Origin of the sequence: Micromonospora tulbaghiae, assembly GCF_900091605.1 — a bacterium.
GTDB classification, from domain to species: Bacteria; Actinomycetota; Actinomycetes; order Mycobacteriales; family Micromonosporaceae; genus Micromonospora; species Micromonospora tulbaghiae.
The window spans coordinates 1-24,813 of sequence record NZ_FMCQ01000011.1 but is presented as its reverse complement, the minus strand read 5'-3'; the positions used below and the strand labels follow the sequence as shown (position 1 = coordinate 24,813).

At 73.9% G+C, this 24,813-nt stretch carries 24 protein-coding genes; 13 read left to right on the top strand and 11 right to left on the bottom strand.

The genetic code is table 11. The features are described 5' to 3' along the window. Window positions 1-13: 13 nt before the first annotated feature. On the bottom strand, window positions 14-637 hold the full coding sequence (locus GA0070562_RS26740; RefSeq protein WP_091427125.1) for a calcium-binding protein: 624 nt from the start codon (window positions 635-637) through the stop codon (window positions 14-16). 237 nt (window positions 638-874) lie between these two features. Between GA0070562_RS26740 and GA0070562_RS26735 the strand changes: the two genes are divergently transcribed. Beyond that, window positions 875-1,522, top strand: coding sequence for a maleylpyruvate isomerase family mycothiol-dependent enzyme (locus GA0070562_RS26735; protein WP_091427124.1), 648 nt, complete (start codon window positions 875-877; stop codon window positions 1,520-1,522). A gap of 54 nt (window positions 1,523-1,576) precedes the next feature. Here GA0070562_RS26735 and map read toward each other — a convergent pair whose 3' ends face one another. Beyond that, the gene (gene map, locus GA0070562_RS26730) at window positions 1,577-2,350 is read right to left on the bottom strand and encodes a type I methionyl aminopeptidase (RefSeq protein ID WP_091427123.1); all 774 of its coding nucleotides are present in this window, start codon (window positions 2,348-2,350) and stop codon (window positions 1,577-1,579) included. Window positions 2,351-2,416: 66 nt separating this feature from the next. Here map and GA0070562_RS26725 point away from each other — a divergent pair, with 66 nt between their 5' ends. The 3 genes from GA0070562_RS26725 to bla all read left to right on the top strand — a co-directional run bounded on the left by GA0070562_RS26725 (window position 2,417) and on the right by bla (window position 4,476). Beyond that, complete coding sequence (locus GA0070562_RS26725; RefSeq protein ID WP_091427122.1) at window positions 2,417-2,707, top strand: helix-turn-helix domain-containing protein; 291 nt, start codon at window positions 2,417-2,419, stop codon at window positions 2,705-2,707. Window positions 2,708-2,756: 49 nt separating this feature from the next. Continuing rightward, window positions 2,757-3,365, top strand: a complete 609-nt coding sequence (locus GA0070562_RS26720) for a DUF6518 family protein (RefSeq protein ID WP_091427121.1) — start codon at window positions 2,757-2,759, stop codon at window positions 3,363-3,365. Between the two features lie 184 nt (window positions 3,366-3,549). Beyond that, on the top strand, window positions 3,550-4,476 hold the full coding sequence (bla, locus tag GA0070562_RS26715) for a class A beta-lactamase (RefSeq protein ID WP_091427120.1): 927 nt from the start codon (window positions 3,550-3,552) through the stop codon (window positions 4,474-4,476). 13 nt (window positions 4,477-4,489) lie between these two features. On the opposite strand, the gene GA0070562_RS26710 is transcribed toward bla, so the two are convergent. Next, window positions 4,490-5,968 (bottom strand): glutamate-cysteine ligase family protein, encoded by a 1,479-nt coding sequence (locus GA0070562_RS26710; RefSeq protein ID WP_091427119.1) that lies wholly within the window; start codon window positions 5,966-5,968, stop codon window positions 4,490-4,492. Between the two features lie 156 nt (window positions 5,969-6,124). On the opposite strand from GA0070562_RS26710, the gene GA0070562_RS26705 reads away from it, so the two are divergent. Next, entirely contained in the window at window positions 6,125-6,496 is a 372-nt protein-coding gene (locus tag GA0070562_RS26705; protein WP_091427118.1) for a DUF3817 domain-containing protein, read from the top strand. Here the strand turns inward: GA0070562_RS26705 and GA0070562_RS26700 are convergent. Continuing rightward, window positions 6,477-7,367: an alpha/beta fold hydrolase gene (locus tag GA0070562_RS26700; protein WP_091427117.1), complete on the bottom strand. Its 891-nt coding sequence runs from the start codon at window positions 7,365-7,367 to the stop codon at window positions 6,477-6,479. The two genes, GA0070562_RS26705 and GA0070562_RS26700, sit on opposite strands and share 20 nt — an antisense overlap. A gap of 36 nt (window positions 7,368-7,403) precedes the next feature. Then, the gene (locus GA0070562_RS26695; RefSeq protein ID WP_091427353.1) at window positions 7,404-7,943 is read right to left on the bottom strand and encodes a hypothetical protein; all 540 of its coding nucleotides are present in this window, start codon (window positions 7,941-7,943) and stop codon (window positions 7,404-7,406) included. Between the two features lie 151 nt (window positions 7,944-8,094). Here GA0070562_RS26695 and GA0070562_RS26690 point away from each other — a divergent pair, with 151 nt between their 5' ends. Genes GA0070562_RS26690 through GA0070562_RS26680 form a run of 3 tightly spaced genes read left to right on the top strand, consistent with a single transcriptional unit; the run spans window position 8,095 to window position 12,058 of the window. Continuing rightward, a complete protein-coding gene (locus GA0070562_RS26690) occupies window positions 8,095-9,219 on the top strand; it encodes a baeRF2 domain-containing protein (RefSeq protein WP_091427116.1) in 1,125 nt (374 codons plus the stop codon). Beyond that, window positions 9,212-10,960, top strand: a complete 1,749-nt coding sequence (locus tag GA0070562_RS26685) for a thiamine pyrophosphate-binding protein (RefSeq protein ID WP_091427115.1) — start codon at window positions 9,212-9,214, stop codon at window positions 10,958-10,960. Before GA0070562_RS26690 ends, GA0070562_RS26685 begins: the two co-directional genes overlap by 8 nt. Before the next feature lie 51 nt (window positions 10,961-11,011). After that, a complete protein-coding gene (locus tag GA0070562_RS26680; protein WP_091427114.1) occupies window positions 11,012-12,058 on the top strand; it encodes an iron-containing redox enzyme family protein in 1,047 nt (348 codons plus the stop codon). Window positions 12,059-12,163: 105 nt separating this feature from the next. Here GA0070562_RS26680 and GA0070562_RS26675 read toward each other — a convergent pair whose 3' ends face one another. Next, the gene (locus GA0070562_RS26675; RefSeq protein WP_091427113.1) at window positions 12,164-12,388 is read right to left on the bottom strand and encodes a CDGSH iron-sulfur domain-containing protein; all 225 of its coding nucleotides are present in this window, start codon (window positions 12,386-12,388) and stop codon (window positions 12,164-12,166) included. A 188-nt stretch (window positions 12,389-12,576) separates the two neighbouring features. Here GA0070562_RS26675 and GA0070562_RS26670 point away from each other — a divergent pair, with 188 nt between their 5' ends. After that, the gene (locus GA0070562_RS26670; RefSeq protein WP_091427112.1) at window positions 12,577-13,992 is read left to right on the top strand and encodes a hypothetical protein; all 1,416 of its coding nucleotides are present in this window, start codon (window positions 12,577-12,579) and stop codon (window positions 13,990-13,992) included. A 244-nt stretch (window positions 13,993-14,236) separates the two neighbouring features. Continuing rightward, a complete protein-coding gene (locus GA0070562_RS26665) occupies window positions 14,237-15,370 on the top strand; it encodes a SigB/SigF/SigG family RNA polymerase sigma factor (RefSeq protein ID WP_091427111.1) in 1,134 nt (377 codons plus the stop codon). A 97-nt stretch (window positions 15,371-15,467) separates the two neighbouring features. Here the strand turns inward: GA0070562_RS26665 and ctaD are convergent, their stop codons facing one another. The 5 genes from ctaD to GA0070562_RS26640 form a co-directional block, all read right to left on the bottom strand. Continuing rightward, window positions 15,468-17,471: an aa3-type cytochrome oxidase subunit I gene (gene ctaD / locus GA0070562_RS26660; protein ID WP_091427110.1), complete on the bottom strand. Its 2,004-nt coding sequence runs from the start codon at window positions 17,469-17,471 to the stop codon at window positions 15,468-15,470. An 87-nt stretch (window positions 17,472-17,558) separates the two neighbouring features. Beyond that, complete coding sequence (locus tag GA0070562_RS26655; protein WP_091427109.1) at window positions 17,559-18,290, bottom strand: ATP-binding protein; 732 nt, start codon at window positions 18,288-18,290, stop codon at window positions 17,559-17,561. Between the two features lie 135 nt (window positions 18,291-18,425). Then, the gene (locus GA0070562_RS26650; protein ID WP_091427350.1) at window positions 18,426-18,878 is read right to left on the bottom strand and encodes a DUF4383 domain-containing protein; all 453 of its coding nucleotides are present in this window, start codon (window positions 18,876-18,878) and stop codon (window positions 18,426-18,428) included. Window positions 18,879-18,985: 107 nt separating this feature from the next. Beyond that, window positions 18,986-20,140 carry a glycosyltransferase gene (locus GA0070562_RS26645; protein WP_091427108.1) on the bottom strand — a complete coding sequence of 385 codons (1,155 nt, stop codon included), beginning with the start codon at window positions 20,138-20,140 and terminating at the stop codon, window positions 18,986-18,988. A 28-nt stretch (window positions 20,141-20,168) separates the two neighbouring features. Next, the gene (locus GA0070562_RS26640) at window positions 20,169-21,197 is read right to left on the bottom strand and encodes a glucosyl-3-phosphoglycerate synthase (RefSeq protein WP_175438886.1); all 1,029 of its coding nucleotides are present in this window, start codon (window positions 21,195-21,197) and stop codon (window positions 20,169-20,171) included. A gap of 202 nt (window positions 21,198-21,399) precedes the next feature. Between GA0070562_RS26640 and GA0070562_RS26635 the strand changes: the two genes are divergently transcribed. The 3 genes from GA0070562_RS26635 to GA0070562_RS26625 all read left to right on the top strand — a co-directional run bounded on the left by GA0070562_RS26635 (window position 21,400) and on the right by GA0070562_RS26625 (window position 24,794). Further along, window positions 21,400-22,422, top strand: coding sequence for a Gfo/Idh/MocA family protein (locus GA0070562_RS26635; protein WP_091427107.1), 1,023 nt, complete (start codon window positions 21,400-21,402; stop codon window positions 22,420-22,422). After that, a complete protein-coding gene (locus tag GA0070562_RS26630; protein WP_091427106.1) occupies window positions 22,415-23,503 on the top strand; it encodes a zinc-dependent alcohol dehydrogenase in 1,089 nt (362 codons plus the stop codon). Before GA0070562_RS26635 ends, GA0070562_RS26630 begins: the two co-directional genes overlap by 8 nt. 235 nt (window positions 23,504-23,738) lie before the next feature. Further along, window positions 23,739-24,794: an IS110 family RNA-guided transposase gene (locus GA0070562_RS26625; protein WP_091415896.1), complete on the top strand. Its 1,056-nt coding sequence runs from the start codon at window positions 23,739-23,741 to the stop codon at window positions 24,792-24,794. Window positions 24,795-24,813 lie beyond the last annotated feature (19 nt).

Genomic DNA, 24,813 nt, shown 5'->3' with positions numbered 1-24,813 from the left:
CGTGCCGACGGGGTCACGGGCAGTTGGTCACGGTCTCGACGCTGGCCCGGCAGTCGTCGGCCACCACGTCCGGGCCACCGTCACCGTCGTCCACGCCGGGGCCGCCGACCAGGGTGTCCACGCCCTTGTCGCCGAAGAGGTGGTCGTCGTTGCTGCCGCCGTCCACGCGGTCGTTGCCGTCCAGGGCGCTGGGTCCGATGAAGCGGTCACCGTGGATGGTGTCGGCGCCGCCGTCGCCGTGGAGGTTGTCGTTGCCCAGGTCACCCCAGATGTCGTCGCCGTTCAGCCCGCCGTAGACGATGTCGTCGCCGGTGTTGGCCTTGATGTCGTCGTTGCCGGCGAGGCCGCAGATGATGTCGTCGTTGACGCTTCCGACGATGACGTCGCGAGCGGTCGTGCCGATGATGAACTCCGGGCCGTTGGCGTTGTTGCTGACGTAGCGCCCGCCCAGCGGCACGTACTCCGGGCTGTATCCGGCCGGCACCGGCGCGCCGGAGTAGGGGCCGCAGTCGGCGGGGACGATGTAGGCCGCGGACGCCGGGGCGGCGCCGCCGGTCAGGCCCGCGACGGCCAGGACGAGTGCCCCGACCGCCGAGGCTGCGCCGGTACGGGGGGTGGAGAGGTAACCGTGTGACATGACGCTTCTCCCTTGCGGTTGATGTGTGCGAGAAGCGTCACCGACGACCGTTGGACGGACGTGCGGCAAACGTTGAACCCGGCCCGCCCTCGGCGCCGATCTTGGAGTTGCGGCGCCTCGAAGGTCGCACATGTCCGGTTCGCGAACCACCGCAACTCCAAGATCGACGGGGCGGGGAGCGGTGAGTTCGTCGAGAGGGGGCGGTCCAACCTCTGACGGCACGACTCTGGAGGTTCCATGTCCGACACGCTGACCCGCCGCGAGCTGTGGGGGCTCGCGCACGCCGAACGCGCCGCCCTCGCCGACGATCTCGCCGGACTCGACGCGGCGCAGTGGGCGCGGCGCTCGCTGTGCGGCCGGTGGACGGTGGAGGAGACGCTCGCGCACATGACGGCGGCGGCGAGCGTCGGCCGCGCCCGCTGGGTCGCCAGCGTGCTCGGCGCCCGGTTCGACTTCGACCTGCACAACGACCGCCGGCTGGCCGAGCACCGGGGCGCCGACCCGGGGGAGACGCTCGACCGGTTCCGCCGGATCATCGGCAGCACCACGTCGACGTTCGGGCCGACCGAGGCGTGGCTCGGTGAGGTGGTCGTGCACGCCCAGGACATCCGGCGTCCACTCGGCCTGACACGGACGCCGTCGGTCGAGGCCGTCACGCCTGTCGCCCGGTTCTTCGCGGGGCGGGACTTCACGGTGGCCGGGCGCAGCGCGATCAACGGCCTGCGGGTGGAGGCCACCGACGGGCCGTTCACCGCCGGCGCCGGCCCGCTGGTCAGCGGCACCACTGTCGCGCTGATGATGGCGATGGCCGGGCGGGCCGCCTACTGCGACGACCTCACCGGGCCCGGCGTGCAGACGCTGCGGGAGCGCTGCACGGCCGCCTGAGGACGCCGGGCGGCGGGAACGCGGGAGAGCTGCGGACGCCTGCCGCAGCGACGTTCACGGCTTCGGCAGCGTCAGGATCTCCGCGCCGTCGTCGGTGATGGCGATGGTGTGCTCGCTGTGCGCGGTGCGGCAGCCGGTCGCGCTGCGCAGCGTCCACCCGTCGGCGTCGGTGACCAACGTGGCGGTGTCCGCCATGACCCACGGCTCCAGCGCCAGAAGCAGTCCGGGACGCAGCGTGTAGCCGCGCCCGGGTCGCCCGGTGTTCGACACGTGCGGGTCCTGGTGCATCGTCGACCCGACGCCGTGGCCGCCGAACTCGGTGTTCACCGAGTATCCGGCTTCGGTGAGGACCGAGCCGATGGCGTGCGAGAGGTCGCCGACGCGGGCGCCGGGACGGGCTGCCGCGATTCCGGCGCGCAACGCCCGTTCGGTCGCGTCGATGAGCGCGACGCTCTCCGCGGGCCGGGCGTCGCCGACGAGGAAGCTGATCGCGGAGTCGGCCACCACCCCGCCCAGCGAGACGGCCAGGTCGAGGCTCAGCAGGTCGCCGTCGGCGAGCGCGTAGTCGTGCGGCAGCCCGTGCAGCACCGCGTCGTTGACCGAGGTGCAGATGTAGTGGCCGAACGGCCCGCGCCCGAACGACGGCTCGTAGTCGACGTAGCAGGATTGCGCCCCGGCCTCGACGATCATGCGCTGCGCCTGCCTGTCGATGTCGAGCAGGTTGGTGCCGACAGTGGTGCTGCTGCGCAGCGTCCGCAGGATGTGGGCGACCAGGGCGCCGGTGTCCCGCGCCCGCCGTACGTCCGTGGGGCTCAGGATCTCGATCATGCGGGCGCCTTTCTCGCGGAACCAATAAGTATCCCGGTCATGTTATCCCGGTATTAGAATCCTGGCATGGTCCGGTTGCCCCTCACCCCCGCCGAGGTCGAGCGCGGGCAGCGCCTCGGCGCGCTCCTGCGGCGTGCCCGGGGTGAGCGTTCGATGCTGCTCACCGCGCTCGACGCGGGCGTCTCCCCGGAGACGCTCCGGAAGATCGAGTCCGGCCGGGTCGCCACGCCGGCGTTCCCCACCATCGCGGCCATCGCCGACGTCCTCGGCCTCTCCCTCGACGAGGTGTGGTCGGAGATCAACCGATCCGAGGCGGCGGTGCGTCTCGCGCCGTCCGAGCGGCGCCTGGCCTCGTAGGGCCGCCCTGTCGGCGAGGAGAGCATACCGAGTATGTAAGCTCCGACGCATGCCACCCACGCGTCGCGCCGTCGCCCTCGTCGTCCCCGTCGCCGGCTTCCTGCTCGGCTTCCTGGACTTCGTCTGGATCAAGTGGGTGCCGTTCCCGTTCGCCGAACTCGGCAACTCCACCGCCACCTGGGCGGTCGCCGCGTTCGCGCTGGGCTGGTGGATCCGGACGGGCGCGGTGCGCGCCGCCGTGGCCGCCAGCGTCCTGCTGATCGTCGCCGTGCCCAGCTACTACCTGGCGGCGACGCTGCTCCAGGGCGACGACCTCGCCGTGATCTGGGCGCTCACCTCGATCGTCTGGATGGCGTTCGGCGTGGTGGCGGGCGTGGTGTTCGGCGTCGCCGGCATCTGGGCGCGGACCGAGGGATGGCGGCGCGTCGTGGGGACCGCGCTTCCGGTGGCCGTGTTCGTCGAGGAGGCGCTGCGGTTCGCGCTGAAGTCGCGGTCCGGCTATCCCGGCGCCTGGTGGAACGTGGCCATCGACCTCGGGCTCGCCGTGCTGCTGGTGGTGCTGATCGGCCGGTCCGCCCGGGTACGGCTGCTGGCCGCCGCGGTGGCGCTGCCGCTGGCCGCGGCGGGCGCGGTCGCGTTCTCCGCCGTCGCGGGCTGACCTGCCCCGTCGGCCGACGGGCCATCGCCGGCCGAGGATGCGAGCCGGTCGAGGCAGCGAGCGGCAGGGCCGGCCAAAGGCTGCGGGCCACCGGGCCGGCCGAGGCGGCAGGCCCGGTGGCCCGACCGGGATCGGCGACAATGATCCGAGAGCGGCGTGGTCAGGACGACGGGGGAGGAAACGGATGATCCGACGGCAGGTGTTCGCGGCGGCGATGCTCACGGCAACGGCTCTGGTGGCCGGCTGCACGACGGACCGGCCCGAAGCCGCACCGCCCACCAGCGCCCCGGCCGCATCCACGCCGAACGCCACACCGAGCGCCGAGTCGGTGCCCCCGCCTGCGGAACTGGCCGCCCTGGAGCGGCGTTCCGGTGCCCGGATCGGCGTCTTCGCCGTCGACACCGGCACCGGCCGCACCCTCGCACACCGCGCCGACGAGCGGTTCGCGTACGCCTCGACGTGCAAGGCGCTCGCGGCCGGCGCGATGCTGGCCGCCACGTCCGACGCCGAGCGGGACCGGGTGGTCCGCTACCGGCGCGTGGACCTGGTGGCGCACTCCCCGGTGACCGAACGGCACGTGGAGACCGGGATGACGCTGCGGGACGCCGCCGAGGCGGCGGTGCGGTACAGCGACAACACCGCCGGCAACCTGCTGTTCGACGCGCTCGGCGGCCCGGCCGGCTTCGAGCGGGCGCTCCGGGAGGCCGGCGACCGGGTCACCCGGCCCGCCCGTGCCGAACCGGAGCTCAACGCGGCCACGCCCGGCGACGAGCGCGACACCAGCACGCCCCGCGCGATGGCCGGCTCGCTGCGGGCGTACGCGCTGGGTGAGGCCCTGCCGCCCGCGGACCGCGACCTGCTGCTGGGCTGGATGCGGGCCAGCACCACCGGGAGCGGGCTGGTCCGGGCCGGCGTGCCGGCCGGCTGGCAGGTGGCTGACAAGTCCGGCACCGGCGGGTACGGCACCCGTAACGACATCGCCGTGGTGTGGCCGCCGGACCGGGCGCCGATCGTGCTGGCGGTCATGACCAGTCGCGACAGCCGCGACGCGGAGCCCGACGACGCCCTGGTCGCCCAGGCAGCGCGGGCGACAGTGACCGCGTTGCGCTGACGGGAGGCCCGGCTCAGGGGATCGGCCACTCGTGCACGGGCCGGTTGCTGTGCATCAGGTCGACGTAGTGGCGGACCACCTCGCGCAGCGCCGCCGGCCGGTCCATGTGGTCGGCCGACTCCAGCCGGTGCAGCGTCTCCACCTGCCAGGTCGCGCCGTTGCGGCCGGTCAGGCAGCGCTGCTCGACGATGCCGAGCAGCCGGTCCCGTTCCGCCGGGTCCAGGCCCCACCGGTCCAGTCCGTGGTGGGCCATCGGCAGCAGCCGGCGCAGCACCAGCTCGGTCACCGGCAGGTAACCGAGCCCGGGCCAGTACACCTGGGCGTCGATGCCGTGCCGGGCGCAGGCGTTGAAGTTCTCCTCGGCCGCGCTGAACGACATCTGCGACCACAGCGGGCGGTCGGACTCGGCGAGCGCCCGCACCAGGCCGAAGTAGAACGCGCCGTTGGCGACCGTGTCCAGCACCGTCGGCCCGGCCGGCAGCACCCGGTTCTCCACCCGCAGGTGCGGCCGGCCCTTGAGCACGTCGTAGACCGGCCGGTTCCACCGGTAGACGGTGCCGTTGTGCAGGCGCAGCTCGGCCAGCTTCGGCACTCCGCCGCTGTGCAGCGTCGCCGCCGGGTCCTCCGGGTCGCAGACCGGCAGCAGCGCCGGAAAGTAGCGCACGTTCTCCTCGAACAGGTCGAACACCGAGGTGATCCAGCGTTCGCCGAACCACACCCGGGGGCGTACGCCCTGGGCCTTGATCTCCTCCGCCCGGGTGTCGGTGGCCTGCTGGAACAGCGGCACCCGGGTCTCGCGCCACAGCTCCCGGCCGAAGAACAGCGGTGAGTTCGCGCCGACCGCCACCTGGACGCCGGCGACGGCCTGGGCCGCGTTCCAGTAGTCGGCAAACTGCGCCGGGCTGACCTGGAGGTGGAACTGGGTGCTGGTGCACGCCGCCTCCGGCGTGATCGTGTCGGCCGTGGTGGCCAGCCGCTCCACTCCGCTGATCGCGATCGGCAGGTCCTCGCCGCGGGCGGCGAAGATCTGCTCGTTGAGCAGCGCGTACCGGGGGTTCGCCGACAGCGTCTCGGCGGTCAGGTGCTCCGGGCGCAGCGTCGGCAGGATCCCCACCATCACCATGTGCGCGCCCACCGTGCGGGCCTTCTCCTCAGCGGCGTTCAGGCTGGCCCGGACGTGCTCCTCGAACGCCGCGGTGCCGGTGCCGGCGAGCCGCCGCGGCTCGACGTTGATCTCCACGTTGAACTGGCCCAGCTCCGTCTGGAACGCCGGGTCGGCGATCGCCTCCAGCACGTCGGCGTTGCGCATGGCCGGGTCGAAACCGTCGTCGACCAGGTTCAGCTCGATCTCCAGGCCGGTCATCGGCCGCTCCACGTCGAACCGGGACTCGCGCAGCATCTCGGCGAACACGTCCAGGCACCGCCGGACCTTGTCGCGATAGCGGGCCCGGTCCTCCCGGCTGAAGGTACGCACGCCGACGTCCTCGCCCATGGTCACCACCCTGTCACCGTTGGTTCTCCCCAACCTCGCACGGAGTGACGGGTCAGGAAAGGCCCGGAGGCCCTTTTCTCTACCCCGTGGCGGCCCCGGTGATCCCCGTCGCGGGGCAGCGGGTTCCGTCCGGGCGGCCCGGCCCGGGCGGCTAGCATGGCCGCCGACGGCGAAGGGGAGTGGCTGATGCGCGACGGGTGGATCCGGGCGTTCGTGGTGGCGGCGTTCGCCGAGGGATGCTCGTGGGCGGCGCTGCTGGCCGGCATGGCGGTCAAGTACGGCCCGCCCGGCAACGAGATCGGCGTGAAGATCTTCGGCCCGATCCACGGCGCGCTGTTCGTGGTCTACGGCGTGCTGACGCTCGTGGTGGCCCTACGGCGCCGCTGGACGCTCGTGCAGACCGGGCTGGCCCTGGCCAGCGCGGTGCCCCCGTTCGCCACGGTGCTGTTCGAGCGCTGGGCGAGCCGCCGGGGCCTGCTCGACGCGCCGGCTCCGGTGGAGCAGCCGCTCACCCCCGCGGGTCGCTGACCGCGGCGACCTCCTCCGCGAGGAAGCCGGCCAGCACGTCGGTCAGCTCCCGCGGCGCCTCCTCGGCCATGTGGTGCCCGGACGGGATCGACGCGGTCCGCACGTCGTCGGCCCAGTCGCGCCAGATGGCGGCCGGGTCGCCGTAGAGGTCGACCATGTCGTCGCGCTCGGACCAGGCGAACAGCACCGGGCAGGCGATCCGGCGCCCGGCGGCCCGGTCCGCGTCGTCGGCCGCCCGGTCCGGGCCGAGCCCGGCACGGTAGTCCTCGCACATGGCGTGCACAGTCGCCGGATCACCGATGGCGCGCCGGTAGTCGGCGTACGCCTGCTCGCCCATCTCCTCCGGTGATCCGCCGTACCAGGCGTCCGGATCGGCGTTGATCACCCGCTCGGCCGGCTTGGCGAGCTGACCGAGGAAGAACCAGTGCCACCAGCGGGCGGCGAACCGGGCGTCGCAGCGGGCCAGCGCCTCGCCGATCGGCACCCCGTCGAGCACGCCGAGGCGGCTCACCCGGTCCGGGTGGTCCAGGGCGGTCCGCATGGCCACGTAGGCGCCGCGGTCGTGACCGATCACCGCGGCCCGGCGGTGCCCGAGCGCGTCGAGCAGGCCCACCACGTCCGCGGCCATCGCCCGCTTGGAGTAGACCGTGTGCTCCGGGTCGCTCGGCGGCTTCGACGAGCCGCCGTAGCCGCGCAGGTCCGGGCAGATCACCGTGTGCCGCGCGGCCAGCCGCGGCGCCACCCGGTGCCAGGTCGCATGGGTACGCGGGTGCCCGTGCAACAGCACCACGGGCGGCCCGGAGCCGCCGTGGCGTACGCGCAGGCGGACCGCGCCGACGTCGATCTCGGTGAGCGTGAAGCCGGGGAACATGGCCGCAGCGGTGCCCGCCACCGGCGACGGGGAAACCTATGTCAGCGCTGAGCAGGCGGCCACGCCGAACAGCAGCACGGCGCCGAGCATCGCCTGCAGGAGCAGCGCCGGCCCCAGGTGCGACCAGAGCGTGGCGGTACGCGGCGTCAGCAGTTGGCCGGTGGTCAGGTTGACGATCCGTTCGATCCGCGGCGGCAGGTCCTCGTCGCGTTGCGCCCGCAGCGTGAGCTGGACGTGGTCGCCGGGGTGCAGCGCGCTCTGCGGCAGGTGGCCGTGCAGCTCGACCTCGACCAGCCGGCCGGTGGCGTCGCGTACCCGCACCGGGGTGACCAGGAACTCCGGCCCCTTCTTCAGCTCCTTGAAGCTGCGCCGCGCCCCGCCGCCGCCGCTGCTGAGCAACGCGCGCACCACCTTCAGCAGCAGCCCCACCACCCCCGCGGCGGTGAGCACCGCGACCAGCGCGGGCTGCCCGACCCGTACCTCCCGGGCGTAGCCCTCCATCAACCGGACCAGACGCCCGGTGACGACGCGTTCCGTCGGGCGGACGACGCGTCGGGTGTACAGCTCCGTGTCCATGTTCACCACCGAGAGTCCCGTTCCGTGCACAGATGGTATCGGCCCTTCGGGTTGAACGACGTGAATGAACGGTGGTCACGCCCGGGGAGCCGGCAGGTGAACTCCGCCGGGGCGCGGGTATGCGTGCGGCCGAGCCGGAAAGGGGTCGAGCATGCAGCTGTCCTTCCTGCGCCCGCTCTACGACCGTCCCGGGCCGTGGTGCTCGGTGTACATGGACGCCTCCCGCGACACCCAGGACGCGCGAGCGCAGGTCGACCTGCGCTGGCGGGCCCTCAAGGGCGATCTGCTGGGGCAGGGCGCCGACCCGGTCACCGTCGAGGCGGTGGAGGAGGTCGTCCGCCGGCACCAGCCGATGCCCGGCGACTACGGCATCGCCGTGTTCGCCAGCCGGGGCCGCGTGGTGCTCACCGAGTACCTCTCCGCGCCGCCGCTGCGCGACCTGGCGAGCTGGTCGGCGCTGCCGCACACCATGCCGCTCGTGGCCCAGCGCGGCGAGCAGGTGGCCTGGGTGCGGGTACTGGCCGACCGTACCGGCGCGGACGCCGTGGCGGTCAGCGCCGGCGGGGTGCCCCGGCGGGCCCAGGTGCAGGGCGGGCAGAGCCGCCAGCTGCGCCGGGTGCAGCCGGGCGGCTGGTCGCAGTCCCGCTACCAGCGCGCCGCCATGGAGGCGTGGCATCAGAACGCCGGTGACGCCGCGGCGGCCACCGCCGACCTGGCCGAGCGGGTCGGCGCGGACGTCGTGGTGGTGGCCGGGGACGTCCGTGCCACCGGCATGATCGCCGCCCAGCTCCCCGCGCGCTGGCAGGACGTGCTGGTGCGCACCGACGCCGGCGCACGTGACGTGGGCGCCGACGACACGCTGATGGACGACATCACGGTGCAGACCGTCGCCGAGGTCGCCGACCGGCGGATCGCCGCCGCGCTGGACCGCTTCGGCGTCCAGGAGGACGTCGGCGCCGGACTCGACGCCGTGGTCTCCGCGTTGCAACGCAACCAGGTCGACACCATGCTCATCGTGGACGACCCGTCGGCCGACGGCGAGCTGTGGGTGGGCCCCGAGCCGACCGAGATCGCCACCGACCCGGCGCAGCTGGCCGGCATGTCGGTGGCCGACCCGCAGCGGGTACGCGCCGACGCGGCGTTGCTGCGCGCGCTGATCGGCACCGACGCGGACCTCACGGTGCTCGCGCCCGAGGAGGCGCCGGAGCTGACCGACGGGGTCGGCGCGGTGCTGCGCTACGTCGACGCGAGCACGCCGGGGCGGGGCAATGGCTGAGCGCATCGTCGCCGACCTGGTGGTCGAACGCCTGCGGGCCTGGCGGGTGCCGCGGGTCTTCGGCTGTCCGGGCGCGGCGATCGCCCCGCTCGTGGGCGCGCTCGACGACGCGGGCGGGGACCCGGCTTTCGTTCCCGCCCGGCACGAGGAGACCGCCTCGTACATGGCCACCGGGCACGCGAAGTTCACCGGCGGCGTCGGGGTGTGCCTGGCGACCCAGGGCCCGAGCGCGGTGCACCTGCTCAACGGGCTCTACGACGCCAAGCTCGACAGCAAGCCGGTGGTCGCGATCATCGGCGAGGACGTCACCGGCCCGCTCGGCGGCGCGCACGAGGAGATCGGGCTGAGCCGGCTGTTCGGCGACGTGTGCAACCAGTTCGTCCGCTACGGCCGCAGCCCGGAACAGGTGCCGACGCTGCTGGACCAGGCGTTCCGTACCGCCGCGGCGACCCGCAGCCCGACCTGCGTGGTGCTGCCGCGCGCGTTGCAGGTCACCGCCGTACCGGACCTGCTGCCGCAGACCGCCGGGGTGGTCACCGCGACGCCCGGCGAGCCGCTGGCCCGGGTGCTGCCGCACGACGCCGACCTGGACGCCGCCGCGTCGCTGCTCGGCAACGGGCGGCGGGTGGCGATGCTCGTCGGCCAGGGCGCGCACGGCGCGGCCGAGGAGATCGTCGCGCTCGCCGACCGGCTCGGCGCGGGCGTCGCCACGTCGCTGCTGGGCAAGCCGGTGCTCGACGAGCGGCTGCCGTTCCACACCGGCGTGCTCGGCGAGGTCGGCACCACCGCCGCCGCGCAGCTCATGGGCTCCTGCGACACGCTGCTGATGATCGGCACCAACGACCCGTGGACCGACTGGTTCCCGATGCCGGGCCAGGTACGCACCATCCAGATCGACATCGACGGCCGGCGCATCGGCACCCGCTACCCGGTGGACGTGCCGCTCGTCGGCGACGCCGCCGAGACGCTGCGGGCGCTGCTGACCCGGGTGCCGGAGAATCCCCACCGCGAGTGGCGCGGCATGGTGGAGAAGATGGTGGACCGGTGGCGGGAGACCGCGGCCGAGCGCGCCGCCGCCCCGGCCGAGCCGGTCAACCCGCAGCTCGTGCTCCGCGAGCTGTCCGCACGGCTGCCCCGGCACGCCGGCGTCGCCGTCGACGTCGGCTCGGTCATCTACTGGTACGCCCGGCACCTGGAGCTGCCGCCGGGGGTGCGGGCGCAGTTGTGCGGCACGCTCGGCTCGACGGGCTGCGCCCTGCCGTACGCGGTCGCGGCCAAGCTGGCCCGCCCGGACGAGCCGGTGCTCGCGCTGCTCGGCGACGGCGCGATGCAGCTCAACGGCCTGGCCGAGCTGATCACTGTGGCCCACCACTGGACGCGGTGGCGCGATCCCCGCCTGATCGTGCTGGTGCTGAACAACCGGGACCAGTCCGGCGTGGGCGGCGGGCGGACGCCCGGGGGGCGGCGCTCCGACGTGCCGTACGCCGGGTGGGCCCGCCTGCTCGGGCTGCACGGCGTCCGGGTGGACCGGCCGGACCTGGTCGGACCCGCCTGGGACGAGGTGCTCGCGGCCGACCGGCCGGCCGTCCTGGAGGCGGTGGTGGACCCGGCCGTGCCGCTGGACGCGCCCGAACCGGCGCTGGCCGACCTGCGCGGCCTGGTGACCGACGGGGACGCCGCCCGCCGGGTGCGGGAGCGGGTGATCCAGACCGAGGCCATCGCGGCGGACGAGGTCGTTTAGCCGGATCACTCCGGGGCACTGCGACCAGGCACAACCGTCCCGGGAGGTTCCATGTCCGTCGCCGCCGACCGTCGTTACGGCCCCGCCCCGCTACCCACGGCGCGCGGGCCGGTCTCCGCCGCGCTGCTGGCCGCGCTGCGCGACGCTCCCCGGGAGCTGCCGGCCGGGCTGGGCGCCGCATTCGACGCGGTGGCCGCGCCGCTGACCGACGAGGATCTCCAGCTCACCCTGTTCCTCTGCTACGAGCTGCACTACCGGGGCTGGTCCGGCGTCGACGAGGCGTGGGAGTGGGAGCCGTCGCTGCTGGCGCTGCGCGCCCGCGCCGAGCGGCCGTTCGAGGCGGCGCTGCGCGAGCTGGCCGGCCCGTCGCCGGCGGTGCTGCCGGCCGCCGTGCCGGGCGCGCTGGCCGACCTGGTGGCCGCCGACGACGGCCCGCCGCTCGCCGCCGCGCTGCAACGCCGCGCCGACCTCGGCCGGTTCCGCGAGTTCGTCACCCACCGCTCGATCTACCACCTGCGCGAGGCCGACCCGCACAGCTGGGCGCTGCCCCGCCTCGGCGGGCCGGCGAAGGCCGCCCTCGTGGAGATCCAGACCGACGAGTACGGCAACGGCCGGCTGGACCGGATGCACGCCGAGCTGTTCCGCACCACGATGGACCGGCTCGGCCTGGACACCGGCTACGCCGCCCACCTGGACCGGGTGCCGGCGGTGACGCTGGCGACCAACAACCTGATGTCGCTGTTCGGCCTGCACCGGCGGCTGCGCGGGGCACTGCTCGGGCACCTGGCCGCGTACGAGATGACCTCGTCGCTGCCGAACCGCCGCTACGGCAACGGGCTGCGCCGGCTCGGCTTCGACGCGGTGGCCACGCGCTTCTACGACGAGCACGTCGAGGCCGACGCCGTGCACGAGCAGGTCGCCGCGTACGACATGTGCGGCGGGCTGGTCCGGGCCGAGCCGGCGCTCGTGTCCGACGTGCTGTTCGGCGCCGCCGCCGCGCTGGCCGTGGACGCCCTGTTCGCCGCGCACCTGCTCGACGCCTGGTCGGCCGGGGAGTCCTCGCTGCGCCCGCCCGCCGAGGTCCTCGCCGCAGCCTGACCCACCCCGTTCCCCGCGATCTTGCGGTTGTGGCCCCCGTGGTGCCCGGTTCGCGAGGATTGCCGGGTGCCCAAGTGCAAGATCGCGGGGGAGGGGCGGTGGGAGTCAGCCCTCGCGGTCGCTGTCGGCGCGGAAGCCCGCCACCTTGTGCGTGCCGTCGCAGAACGGCTTGATCGCGCTCTTGCCGCACCGGCACAGCGCGACGGTGCCCCGGCGCGTCTCGATCGGCGTGCCCTCGGGCGTGACCAGCGCGAAGTCGCCGCGTACCAGCAGTGGTCCGTCCCGGTACGGGGTGATGGTCGCCGCCGGGGTGCTCTCGTCGTCGGGCATGCGCGGTGCAGTGCCCGTCCCGGTCCGGCCCAAACCCGCACCCGAGCGCTGTTGCGCCCGCGACGGCGGGCACGCGGCGCGACGGCGTACCTGGGTGTCGCGGGCGGTGCCGTTACCGGGCGGGCCTTGGTCCTGACCCGTGGGGAGATGCCCCGTTTAGACCCCAGAGGGACGGGAAGCCGGGCCGCGTGGTGAGCGAACGAGTCGAACGGACGCCGGTCAGCGGCGCGGGGCTGCCCGTGGAGCGGGTGGTGGTGCCCGGCAGCGCCGCCCGGGTCCTGGTCGCCGCGACCGCCCGGGCGCTGCGCGGCGACGACTGCGGCGACCTCGGCCATCCGGGCGCGCTGTCCCGCCTCACCGGGGCGCCCGAGCCGGTACGCCGTGCCGCCGCCGTCCGGGCCGCCGGGCGGGCGGCGCTCACCGCCGACCAGATCGCCGCGGTGGACGCCGAGCGGGTGGCCGGGTGGTTCGCCGGACAGTACCCGGACCGGCGCTGGCCGGGTGTGGTGCTCGGCTCGCCGCACGGCGCGGCCGCCCACCTCGCGGTGGCGCTCGGCGTGCCCTGGCTACCGGCCGGGTTCGAGGTCGCCGGGCAGTGGAGCCGAGGCGCGGTGGACCGCCCGGACGCCGCGTTCGCGCACGGGGCCACGCTGGCCGCCCGGCTGCTCGACCGCAACCCGCGCGTACACGTACGCCAGGTGCACTGCCCGGCCAGCCGAGGTGCGGCGGCCGGCGCGGCGGTGACGTTCGCGGTGCGCTGGCGCACGCTGCCGAAGGCGTACGCGCACTTCCTGGCCGACCGGCTCGAACCGGCCGCGCCGGTGCTGCTGCTGCACGACGCCCGCACCTGGCCGGTACGCGACTGCGGCGACGGGCACAGCTTCCAGGCCGGCTGCCCGGCCGGCGGCCTGGACCCGGTCGACTTCCACCCGGACGCCCGCGCCCTCGGCCAGGTCCTGCGCGCCGCCGGCGGGGACGAGACGCGCTGGGAGGCGCCGGAGGTCACGGTGGCGGGCGCGTTCGCCGAACACGGCGTGGAGCCCGGTTTCGAGCACGACGCCCGCTCCTGGGGCGACCGGCACGGCCATCCGCTGCACCGGGTGGTCGTGCCGCAGCCGGACGCGCTGAGCGCGGTGACCGCCGACCTGTACCGGCGCTGGCTGCGGCGGGCCGGCAAGACCGGGAACCGGCTGGTGGTGGAGTGCGGCCGGCTGCTCGACCCGGCGCAGGTGCTGCGAGCCGGCCTGGTGCCCTACTGGTGCGAGAACGCCACCGCGCGCCGGGTGGCCGGCGTCGAGTGGTGGCTGGCCGGCAGCGAGCCGTTCAGCTCGGTGGACGTGCTGCCGGAGCCGCCGGGCCTGCGCTCGCCCGCGTACGCGGGGCTGCCCCAGTGGCTGGCGGTGGCCGGCTTCGGGCGCCGCAGGCGGGCCCTGGACCGGGGTGCCGCCCGCGGCTACCCGGTGGCCTCGGTACCCACCCGACGTGCCACGGAGGTGTTGCGCAACCAGCCCTGCGACCTGCCCGCGCCGCTGCCGCTGCGGATGGCCGAGGCCCTCACCGCGCTACGTGACGCGGGTGCCCACCAGGGCCTGCTGGTCTGCTGACCGGCCGCCGGGAACGGCTCTACGGCCAACCTGGCGAAACTTCCTCGCGATCCTGCGGTCCGTGATTGAGTACCTACGGAGCGGGAAGACCGCTCGCCGCGAAACGGCCCACGACGCCGTGCGGCGGGCAGCCACCGCTTTCGACGTATCCGTCACGTAACCCAACTTCCTCACCCGGTGCGTGGTCCGACCACGCGCACGACCGGTTCCGACCGGGCGGGGGCTCTTCGGCGAGGGGGCGCGGATGTTCGGACAGACCACCACACCCACACCACCGACCACCGACCGGGGTCTGGAGGACCTGGACGCGGCGGCGCTCGCGTACGCGGCCCGGATCGAGGGACTGCCACCGGAGCGGCGGCAGGAGGCGCGGGACGACCTGGTCCGGTTCGCGCTGCCGTTCGCCGGCCGGCTCGCCCGCCGCTACCGCGGGCGCGGTGAGCCGCTGGAGGACCTGGAGCAGGTGGCCCGTCTCGGCCTGGTCAACGCCGTCGACAGGTACGACCCGGAACGCGGTTCGTTCACCGCGTACGCGGCCATCACCATCGTCGGCGAGATCAAACGGCACTTCCGCGACCGCACCTGGGGTGTGCACGTGCCGCGCCGGCTGCGGGACCTGATCCTCGAGGTGGGCCAGGCGACGGCGACGCTGACCAGCGAGCTGTCCCGCGCCCCCACGGTGGCCGAGCTTTCGGCCCGGCTGGAGACGCCGGAGGAGGAGATCCTCGCCGCGCTGGAGTCGGCCGCCGGCTACAGCCCGGCCTCGCTCAACGCGCCGGTGGGCGGGGAGAGCTCGGCCGAGTTCGGCGACCTGGTCGGCGAGTCCGACCACGCGCTGGAGTCGGTGGACGACCGGGTCACCGTCAGCGGCCTGCTGCACCGGCTGCCGTGGCGGGAGCGCCGCATCCTGGCGATGCGCTTCTACGGCAACCAGACCCAGGCGGAGATCGCCGCCCGGTTCGGCATCTCGCAGATGCACGTGTCCCGGCTGCTGTCGCGGGCGCTGACCTGGCTGCGTCAGGCGATGCTCGCCGACGCGCCGCCGCCCTGGCAGAACGGCGCGGCCGAGGCCGAACCGGGCAGGGCACGCATCTCGGTGAAGCAGAACGGCGACCGGGTGGTCGTCGAGGTCGGCGGCGAGGTGGACCGGGCCGGCGCGGACCAGTTGCGCCGGGCGGTGCTCCAGGCGGTCACCGGGCAACCCCGCGAGGTGGTGGTCGACCTGGTCGGCGCCGGTGGCTTCGACGCCGGCGGGATCGCCGCGCTGATGGCCGGCCGGGAGGCCGCCGCGCGTACCGGGGTGCCGCTGCGGCTGACCCGGGTGCAGCCGGCGGTGCGCCGCTCGCTCACCGCGGCCGGACTGCCGGCCGCCGACTGATCCACCGCACGTACCGCGCCGGCTCCCGCCACGGGAGCCGGCGCGCGGCGTACGACGAGAGGGCCGGCGCCCGACGGCGCCGGCCCTCGTCCGGATCTCAGTTCTCCGGGGTGTCCTCGTGCCCGCGCGGGTGCCGCCACCTGTCGTTCGGCTGCTCGTCGCGCTCGGCGTTGAGCGCGCTGCCCTCCGGCTCGTCGGTCTCCTCGAAGCTGGGCCGGCGCACCTCCTCCGGCGCCGGCACCTCCACCGGGCGGGCGCCGGACTGCGGCGCGGGCTGGTAGTCCACCGCCTCGGGCGCGCCGTACGCGCCGCCGGCCGACGGCGACTCCGGCTCGTGCCGCTCGTGGTGCATCTCCTCGCGGAAGGTCTGCGGCGGCTTCGTGGTGCGCTGCGGCAGGTCCCGGCCCAGGTCGGCGACCAGCGGGCCGTACTTGAGGTCGAACGCCGGCCGCTCCGAGCGGATGCGCGGCATCCGGTCGAAGTTGCGCAGCGGCGGCGGGCAGGTGGTGGCCCACTCCAGCGAGTTGCCGAAGCCCCACGGGTCGTCCACTGTGACCATCGCGCCGTACCGCCAGGACTTCCAGATGTTCCAGATCACGAACAGGGTGGACGCGCCGAGCACGAACGAGCCGATGCTGGAGATCATGTTCAGCGTGGTGAAGCCGTCGCCGGGCAGGTAGTCGGCGTAGCGGCGGGGCATGCCCTCGTTGCCCAGCCAGTGCTGCACCAGGAACGTCGCGTGGAAGCCGATGAACATGGTCCAGAAGTGCATCTTCCCCAGCCGTTCGTCGAGCATCCGCCCGGTCATCTTCGGGAACCAGAAGTAGAGGCCGCCGAACGCGGCGAACACGATGGTGCCGAAGAGCACGTAGTGGAAGTGCGCCACCACGAAATAGGTGTCGTGCACGTGGAAGTCCACCGGCGGGCTGGCCAGCAGCACCCCGGTCAGGCCGCCGAGCAGGAACGTCACCAGGAAGCCGATGGCGAACAGCATCGGCGTCTCGAACGTGAGCTGCCCCTTCCACAGGGTGCCGATCCAGTTGAAGAACTTCACCCCCGTGGGCACCGCGATCAGGTAGCTCAGGATGCTGAAGAACGGCAGCAGCACCTGCCCGGTGGCGAACATGTGGTGCGCCCAGACCGTCATCGACAGCACCGTGATGGCGACGGTGGCCAGCACCAGGCCGGTGTAGCCGAAGATCGGCTTACGGGAGAACACCGGGATGATCTCGGTGATGATGCCGAAGAACGGCAGCGCGATGATGTAGACCTCGGGGTGGCCGAAGAACCAGAACAGGTGCTGCCAGAGCATCGGCCCGCCGGTGGTGGGGTCGTACACGTGCGAGTGCAGCAGCCGGTCCGAGGCGAGCGCCATCAGCGCGGCGGCCAGCAGCGGGAACACGAAGATCACCAGGACGCTGGTGAGCAGCGCGTTCCAGGTGAAGATCGGCATCCGGAACATGGTCATGCCGGGCGCGCGTAACGTCACGATCGTGGTGATCAGGTTTACCGCGCCGAGGATCGTGCCCAGGCCGGACACGGCCAGGCCGACCACCCACAGGTTCCCGCCGACGCCGGGGGAGTGCTGCGCGGTGCTCAACGGCGTGTACGCGGTCCAGCCGAAGTCCGCCGCCCCGGCCGGGGTGGCGAACCCGCCCATCACCATCAGCGCGCCGAGGAAGTAGAGCCAGTACGCGAACGCGTTGAGCCGGGGGAACGCCACATCGGCGGCGCCGATCTGCAGCGGTACCAGATAGTTCGCGAACCCGAAGAACATCGGTGTCGCGAACAGCAGCAGCATGATCGTGCCGTGCATGGTGAACATCTGGTTGTACTGCTCGGGGGAGACGAGCTGCATCCCCGGCCGGGCCAGCTCCACCCGGATGACCATCGCCAGGATCCCGCCGACGATGAAGTACAGGAACGACGTGACCAGATAGAGCAGGCCGATCTGCTTGGCGTCGGTGGTCCGCAGCAACCGCCACAGCGCGTTGCCCTTCACCGCTTCCCGTACGGGCCCGGGGTAGCCCCCGAATCGGGCCGGCGCGAGGATCGCGGGCCCCCGGTCTCGTGCCGGTTCCGTGACTACCCGCTTGGGCATGGCATCTCACCCCGTGTGACGACAGACAGGACGGGCGGGCGTACCCGGCCCTCTGTCCATGTAACCAGGCGAGAGCGGAGAATTCGGTCAGTTCGCCGGGAGCATGGCCCAGACGACCTTGCCGGCGCCGACCGGAGTGCTGCCCCAGCGCTGGGTCAGCTCGCGCACCAGCATCAGCCCGCGGCCGCCCTCGGCACGCGGATCGCGGCTGCTCGCGGCGCGGGCGTCGGCCGGGCTGCCGTCCATCACCGCCACCCGCAGGTACGGCCGGCGCAGCGTCAGCGTCACCTGCATCGGGGTGCCGGCGTGCCGCACCACGTTGCCGACCAGCTCACTGAGCACCAGCGAGGCCGGGCCGGCCAGCTCCGGCACGTTCCACTTACCGCACGCCTCGGTGACCAGCTCCCGGGCCCGCCGGCAGGCGCCGGCGACCGGCTCCAGCCGGACCCGCAGCCGAGGCGCGGCCGACGCGCCGGCCAGCGCCGTCGCCTCGGCGCAGTCCCGGCGTACCGGCACCACCCGGCAGGCGGTGGTCTCGTTCAGCCAGGCCGCCGTCTCGGCGCAGGGAGCGGCGAGCACCATCGGCACCGCCGGCCAGTCGGCGGCGCGCCGCGCGGCGGCGGCGAAGACGGACAGCGCCAGCGGCTCGCCGACCTCGATCTCCTCCAGGTCGACGACCAGGGCGTCCGGCTGCGCGGCGAGGCAGCGGTCGAGCACCTCGTGCACCGCGCGCATCGTGTGCAGGTCGAGCGCTCCGGCCAGCCTTACGACAGTGACCGGCGACTCGTCGCGGACCTCGCACCTGATCCGGGTCACCATCGCCGCCTCGTTTCCATCTCGTCGGGGAGGGTCGCCCGGCCGGGGCGCTTCGCCCGCCTCCCGCAGCCGGAGGACTACGGACGTACCCGCGCCCCGGGCCGGCGAAACCGGGCATCCGGGCCGCCGGGGCGCAGGTCAGCGGCGGTCCCCGCGCCGCGCCGCGACCAGCCCCGACGCCAGCATGGCGGCGCCCAGCAGCAGGTGCAGCCACGAGTCCGCGGAATTGACCGCGAGCACGTTCGCCGCGTCGCGTCCGTCGATCGCCAGCCCGGCCAGCCAGAGCACCAGATAGACCGCGCCGGCGCCGACCAGGAACGTGCGGGCGCCGGCGACGGTACGGGCCAGCACCAGCCCAGCCACCCCCAGCACCAGATGCACCAGGTTGTGCACGGCCGAGACCTGGAACACACCGAACAGCCGGGCGCCGGAGCCCGGCCCGGCGAAGCGAAGATCCGCGTAGTCGCCGGTGACGCCCGGCACGAAGCCCAGCGCGCCGAGCAGCAGCAGGAGCACGGCGAACCCGGAGGCGATCCGGCGTACCGGCGCCCGCCCGTCGGCCGGGTTGCGCCGTGCCCGGGAGTGCGCCATCGAGTTCGTCACGCCGGCCTCCTCGCCACCGCGGGAAGCGCCGGATTCCCGCGGCCGCCGGGGGCAAACGCCGGCCCGGCCGCGCGGGGCGGCCGGGCCGGCGACGCTCAGGCGGGCTGCAACGGCTTCGCCGCGCCCGTCCGGACCCGGTCGTACAGCTCCACGTACCGCTGCGCCATCCGGGCCGGGGTGAACCGCCGGGCCGCCTCCCGCCGGCACTCGGCCGGCTCCAGCCCGCCGGCGGCGAGCACCAGGTCACCCAGCTCCTGCTCGTCGCCGGTGAGCAGGCCGGTGCGGCCGTGCTCGATCAGCTCCGGCAGGCAGCCCCGGGCGGTGGCCACCACCGGCGTGCCGAGCGACAGCGACTCGACCACCGCGGTGCCGCCCGGCTCCTCCCAGCGCAGCGGGAACAGCGACGCCCGCGCCGAGGCGACCAGATCGTCGCGCTCCCGCCCGGCCACCGTGCCGACCCAGCGCACCCGGTCGCCGTCGACGTAGGGCGCCACCTGCTCGTAGAAGAAACGCACGTCCGGGTTCTGCCGGGCCTCGTCGCCGGCCGCGGCCAGATCCTCCGGCCGGTGGTACGGGCCGACCGGCCCGGCCAGCACCAGCCGGAACCCGGCCTCCTGCGCCAGTCGGGCGCCCAGGTCCTGCCCCTTGCCCGGGTTGATCCGGCCGAGAATCACCACGTGGTCGCCCTTCGCCACCGGCGCGTGCCGGTCGGCGTCGACAGCGAGCGGGGTGGACAGGTGCACGTGCCCCACCGAGTGCGCACGCAGCGCCTGCGGCGCGCGTGCCAGCTGCGACGCGGACACCCCGTTGACCCGTACCCGGTCGCCACCGTCGAGGTTGCCGTACAGCTCCGGGTGCTTGGCCAGGTCCCAGTGCAGCGTGTGCAGCACCGGCGGGGCGTCCGGGCCCATCGCGGCGAGCGTGGCCAGCCCGACCGCCTCCACGTGGTCGTGCACCAGGTCGATGTCGTCGCGGGCGTGCAGCGCCCGCACCACCCCGGACAGGTGCGCCTGGGAGACGCCGCAGACCTGGTTGTACGGCCGCTGCAACGCGTGGAACTGGCCGTCCGGGAAGACCGTGATCTTCTCGTCGACCGGCAGCGTGCTGCTCTCCACCGAGGCGAGCACCACCCGTACGCCCAGCCGGCGCAGCTCCGGCACCAGCGTGGCGATCACGTTCTCGATGCCGCCGTAGCCCGGCGGCGGCACGGACAGCCACGGCCCGGCGTTCATCAGCACGGTGAGCGTCATGCGCTGTCCTCTCTCCGGGTTTCCCCGCTCACGCGGCCGCCACCCGGCGGCGGGGGAGACGGTGGCGCAACTGCGCCAGCGGCGGGCGTTCCTGCACCGACACGTCGTTGACCACGATCTCGCGGTCCAAGTTGGGCAGCGTCTCCGAGCCGCCCCGGCGGAACTGGGTCAGCAGCGCGGTCGGCGCCACCCCCGGGGCCGCCCATCCGCGTCGTTGCAGCCGCGACCAGGCGGTCAGCATGATCTGCGCGGACATCCGGCCCAGCGCGGCGGTGTCCTGGTGCCGGTGCTTGCGCTCACCCAGGTCGACCTGGGCCAGCGCGTCCAGCCCGACCAGTTCCAGCAGGTCGATCAACATGGCCGTCTCGACGCCGTACCCGGTGACGAACGGCACCCGCTCCAGCACCTCACGGCGGCCGGCGTACTCGCCCGCGAGCGGTTGCACGAAACCGGCCAGCTCCGGCCAGAACAGGTTGAGCAGCGGCCGGGCCATCAGCTCCGTCACCCGTCCGCCACCGTCGGGTTCCACACTCGTCGCACCGACCAGCGGCCGGTGGTAGAAGCCCTTCACGAACTCCACGCTCGGGTCCGTCAGCAACGGTCCGAGCAGCCCGGTCACGAAGTGCGGGCGGAACTCGCGCAGGTCGGCGTCGACGAACGCGACCACGTCCCCCTCGGCCGCGGCCAGCCCGGCCCAGAGCGCGTCGCCCTTGCCGGTCAGCCGGGGCAGCCCGCGCGTCATCGCGTCCTGGCTGACCACCTCGGCGCCGGCCGCGCGCGCCACCTGCGCGGTCCGGTCGGTGGAGCGGGAGTCCACCACGATCAGCTCGTCGACGAGCGGTACGCGGTCCATCAGGTGTTCCCGGACGGTCGACACGATCGCGCCGACAGTCGCCTCCTCGTTGCGGGCCGGCAGCACCACGCTGACCCGGCTCGCGCCCTTGGCCCGTACCAGCCGTCGCGCCGGCCAGTCGGCGGCGGTGCTGGTGCGGTACGTGGCCCACGCCTCCACCACTGGTGAGACGGTCGAATCTGATTCCCGCACGGGCACCCCCATAGATGGTGGAATCGCGGACCATGGTTTTCCCAATCCCGCATCCGCGCTAACCGGATCTTGCCCATCATCCTGATCACCTGGCGCGTACCGGGAGGTTCCGGGCGGATGAACGTTGCGTTGCACACGTCGGCGGAGTTTGGCGCGACGCCGCCGGGGGGAGTGGTGTCCGCAGTCTTTCCAGTCGTGCGAGAGGTTGTGGTCCATGCGTACCTGCCGGGTGGGACTTGTCGGGGCCGGCGGGGTGGCGCAACGCCACGCCCGGGTGCTCACCGGCTTCGCGGACGTGGAGCTGCTCGGCGTGACGGACGTCGCGCCGGAGGCGGCGGGTGCGCTCGCCGGCACGTACGGCGGCCGGGTGTTCCGCGACGTGGACGAGCTGCTCGCGGCCGGCCCGGACGCGGTGTACGTCTGCGTGCCGCCGTTCGCGCACGGCCCGGCCGAGGAGGCGGTGGTCGCCGCCGGGGTGCCGATGTTCGTGGAGAAGCCGGTGGCGCTGGACCTGGACACCGCCGAGCGGGTCGCGGCGCTGGTGCAGCAGCGAGGGCTGCTCACCGGCGTCGGGCACCACTGGCGCTACCTGCACGTGGTGGAGGAGGCCCGGCGCCTGCTCGCCGACCGGCCGGTGCGCATGGTCAACGGCGCCTGGCTGGACAAGGTGCCGCCGGTGGCCTGGTGGGCGCGGCGGGACCGCTCCGGCGGCCCGGTGGTCGAGCAGGCCGCGCACGTGCTGGACCTGGTCCGGTTGCTGGCCGGCGAGGCGGTCGAGGTGACCGCGTACGGCGACGGCAGTCCGCCGCCGGTCGACGGCGCCGACATCGACTCGGTCACCGCGGCCACGCTGCGCTTCGGCTCCGGCGCGGTCGGCACGCTCGCCGCGTCCTGCGTGCTGGGCTGGAAGCACCGGGCCGGCGTGGAGATCCTCGCCGACGGGCTGGCGCTGTGGCTGGCCGAGGACGGCCTGACCGTCCGCGACGCCGACGGCGAGCGCCACCTGCCCGCCGACCCGGACAGCGCGCGGGTCGCAGTGGACCGGGCCTTCGTCGACGCGGTGTGCGGCCTCGGTGACGACGTCCGGGTGCCGTACGCCGAGGCGCTGCGCACCCACCGGCTCGCGCTCGCGGTGGCCGAGTCGGCGCGTACCGGACGGCCGGTGGCGCTGCCGACCGGCCCGGCGTCCCGGCTCACCGCGCCGGCCGCGGACGCGGGGGTGAGCGTCGATGCGTGACCGGGTGGTGGTGGTCGGCGGCCCCGGCCGGGTCGAGCTGGCCGAACTGGACGCGCCGGAGCTGCGCGGGGGCACGTTCCGGGTGGAGACGCTCTACAGCGGCGTGTCGGCCGGCACCGAACTGAGCTTCGTCAAGGGCACCAACCCCTACCTGAACGTCACCTGGGACGCCGGGCTGGGGCTGTTCCGGCCCGGCGAGGCGAGCACGCCGTACCCGGTGACCCGGCTCGGCTACATGCAGGTCGGGCGCGTGGTGGAGAGCCGCACCCCGGCCGTCGCGGTGGGTGAGGTCGGCGCCATGACGTACGGCCACCGCAGCGGCTGGGTCGCCGACCCGCTCACCGAGCGGTTCGTGCCGCTGCCCGACGACCTGGACCCGCTGCTCGGCGTGTACGTCGCGCACATGGGCCCGATCTGCGCCAACGGGCTGCTGCACGCCGCCGCCGACCTGTGCGGCGCCGACGTGCGCACGCTCGGCGACGGCGTACGCGGGCGCCGGGTGGCGGTGGTCGGCAGCGGCGTGGTGGCGCTGCTGACCGCCCTGTTCGCCCGCCGCCACGGCGCCGCCTCGGTGGTCGTGGTCGACCCGACACCGGCGCGGCGGCAGGTCGCCGAGGCGCTCGGCCTGGACACGCTCGACCCGGACGCGGACGACCCGGCCGTGGTGCTGAAGACGCGGTGGAACCACGCCGCCGGGGACCGGGGCGCGGACGTGGTCTTCCAGTGCCGCGGCCAGGACTGGGCGTTGCAGCTCGCGCTGCGCCTGCTGCGCCCGCAGGGCACGGTGATCGACCTGGCGTTCTACCAGGCCGGCGCGGACGCGGTCCGGCTCGGTGAGGAGTTCCACCACAACGGGCTGTCGCTGCGCTGCGCGCAGATCGGCCGGGTGCCGCGCGGGCTGGCCCCGACCTGGGACCGGGAGCGGCTGTCCGCCGAGACGGTGGAGCTGCTGCGCCAGTACGGGGACGTGATCCGCAAGCACCTGATCTCGGCCGTGGTCCCCCTGGACGAGGCCCCCACCCTGCTGACCGACCTGGCCGAACGCCGCCGCACAGAACTCCAGGTAGTCCTGACCCCCTGACAGTGATGATGTGGGAGCGGGTCACCCGGCCGGTCTGACTCACCCTCTGACTGACCTTGGGTGTCTTCTAGGGGATTCGTCGGCTTGTCCGGGTGACCCGTTCCTGCACTCACCTGCTGGGCGTTCGTGACCTGATAGGAGCCTGTGCAAGAGGTCCCGTCACTGTCCTGTCCGTCCGTCCCGGCGGTGCGTGCCGACCCTGTTCGGTGCAAGCGAAAGGGACGACGGTTTCAGCATGGCAGCCAAGAAGCGTCAGGTCACAGGCGGCGTCGACACTCACGGCAAAACTCATCACGCCGCCGCCATCGATGGTGCCGGCCGGGTACTGGGCGACCAGGAATTTCCCGCTTCGGCGTCGGGCTACCGGCAACTCCTGGCCTGGCTACGCCGGTTCGGTCAGGTGATCAAGGTCGGGGTGGAGGGCACCGGCACCTACGGCGCGGGCTTGGCCCGCCATCTCACCGCGCAGAGCGTCATGGTGGTCGAGGTCGACCGCCCGGACCGGCGCGCCCGCCGCGCCAAGGGCAAGTCCGATCCTCTCGACGCGCTTGCCGCGGCCAGGGCGGCCCTGTCCGGACAGGCCAGCGGCACCCCGAAGACCCGCACTGGCCCGGTCGAGGCCATCCGCGCTCTGCGGGTGGCCCGCCGCGGCGCGATGAAGGCCCGCACCGCCGCGCTCAACCAGCTCCACGGTCTGCTCGCCTCCGCGCCGGAGTCTCTGCGCCACGACCTCAGCCACCCGCAAGCACCACTGGTCGACCGGTGCGCCGCGTTGCCGGTCGACGAGACCCGACTCACCGATCCCGTCGAGGCCACCAAAGCCGCCCTGGCCGCCATCGCCGCCCGGATCCAGGCCCTGACCGCCGAGATCACCCACGCCGACCGGCGACTACGACCCGCCGTCGCCCGCACCGCCCCACACCTGAACGCCGTCCACGGCGTCGGCACCGACGTCGCTGGTCAACTCCTGACCACCGCCGGCGACAACCCCGACCGGCTGCGCTCCGAAGCCGCCCTGGCCCACCTCTGCGGCGCCGCACCCATCCCCGCCAGCTCCGGACGCACCGACCGACACCGCCTCAACCGAGGCGGCGACAGAGCCGCCAACTCAGCCCTGCACACCATCGCCCTGGTCCGCATGCGCCACGACCCCCGCACCCGCGCCTACGTCGACAAACGCACCAAACAAGGACTCAACAAGAAAGAAATCATGCGCTGCCTCAAGCGCTACATCGTCCGCGAGATCCACACCGCCCTCCTCGCCGACTTCACCACCCTCAACACCGCTTGACTTCTATAGGAGCATCCCC